Source organism: Rhodopseudomonas sp. B29 (assembly GCF_000333455.1).
Taxonomy (GTDB): Bacteria; Pseudomonadota; Alphaproteobacteria; order Rhizobiales; family Xanthobacteraceae; genus Rhodopseudomonas.
The window spans coordinates 1-1506 of sequence record NZ_BADD01000396.1; the positions used below are offsets into that span (position 1 = coordinate 1).

Sequence of the window (1506 nt, forward strand, 5' to 3'; positions counted from 1 at the left end):
GCAGCAGGAGTCATCACACCGATCCGCTTGTGATCGACGCTGGTGATCCACTCCTGCCAAAGATACGGAAAATGCCCCTTGACGAAGATCCAGATCATCACCGCAAGAATGACGACCAGCACCGCCGCGCCGGCGATCAGCGGAATCGGCTGATCGAGGGGAATGGCCGACCAGTCGAGCTTACCGAGCATCTTGAGTCCCTTGGTGAGTCTGTGCCGCTTCGGTGAAGAGCTTGGGTCCCGGTTGCGGTGGAATTTTCAGCGTGGAGATGGCTTCGAACAGTCGCGGATCGGTCAGCCGGAAAGTCGGCTTTCCGGATTCGGTCGATTGCGCCATCAGCTTCTTGTAAGTGTCGGCGTTGAGCTCGGTACCGTTCTTGGCGGCTTGGGCAACCCAGTCGGGGAATTCGATCGGCGAGACGACGTTGACGTCGAACTTCATGTCTGGAAATCCGTCGCCGCTGAAGTGCGACGACAGCCCCTGCAACGTGCCGATCCTGTCGGCGCGCAGGTTGAGATGGCTGACCATGCCGTTCATCGAATAGATCATGCTGCCGAGCTGCGGCACGAAGAACGCGTTCATCACGCTCGCCGAAGTCAATTCGATCTGCAGCGGCGCGCCGATCGGCACGGTGAGCGTGTTGATCGTGGCGATACGCTGATCGGGATAGATGAAGAGCCACTTCCAATCGAGCGACACTGCCTGGATACGAACCGGGCTGCCGGTGCCTTCGACCGGCTTGGCCGGATCGAGCTGATGCGATCCGATCCAGGTGACGCCGCCGAGCAAGATGATCGTCAGCGTCGGAATTCCCCACACCACCATTTCGACACGCCCCGAATAGGTGAAATCGGGGCGATAATTCGCGCGGGTGTTGGAATGTCGGAACCAGAATGCAAAGGCCAGAATGGCCACGATGGTCGGGACCACGATCGCGAGCATGATCACGACCGAGTCGATCAGGATGGTGGCGTTGCCTACGCCGACCGGCCCCTGAGGAGCGAGAATGTTCATAAAGAAGAGGACCGTTTTGTGCGAGGTTCCCGAGTCACCGACAACAGCAGCGATCTCGGCGCGTTCCTAACCCATCAATTCGCGTTCGTGATCTCACTTACTCGCGAGCAGCCCACGCGATTAAGGACGACGAACGACATCTTACAACCGCACGTCGTTGTCTTGAACGAATCTGCGGCTGTTGCTTGAAGCACATTGCTCACTTTGCAGCCAGCGCGCCTTCGTCTTCGCCAGATATCATCATCGTGTGACGAGGTCTCGCTCATCAGTGCAAATCTTCGACCTGAGCCGGTGGCACGCGCGACACAGCACCAACCAAATTTTCAAACTGCCGGCAGAGAAGGGAACTCTCGGTGGGGTGGCTCGTTTGGTGCGCGAACGAGAGCGCAGCATGGAGCGAGCAATGCTCGCCGCATCGGCTGCGCTAATCATCACTCTGGGCGCATCACACTAACGAGCTATAGCTGAATACCAAGCGGTTATGGCCGCTCG

Annotated in this window: 2 protein-coding genes; both read right to left on the reverse strand. The window is 58.4% G+C overall.

The annotated features are described in order from the left end of the window. The coding region (locus I5M_RS29770) for a hypothetical protein (protein ID WP_040771712.1) at positions 1 to 191 on the reverse strand (191 nt) is incomplete at its 3' end. Next, positions 181 to 1014, reverse strand: coding sequence for a ubiquinol oxidase polypeptide II (locus I5M_RS14115; protein WP_022721986.1), 834 nt, complete (start codon positions 1012 to 1014; stop codon positions 181 to 183). The genes I5M_RS29770 and I5M_RS14115, both read right to left, overlap by 11 nt. Positions 1015 to 1506: the final 492 nt, after the last annotated feature.

Bases quoted from the DNA above. Each gene is read 5' to 3' on its own strand.
- I5M_RS14115 (WP_022721986.1), bottom strand. From the start codon at position 1,014: ATGAACATTCTCGCTCCTCAGGGGCCGGTCGGCGTAGGCAACGCCACC.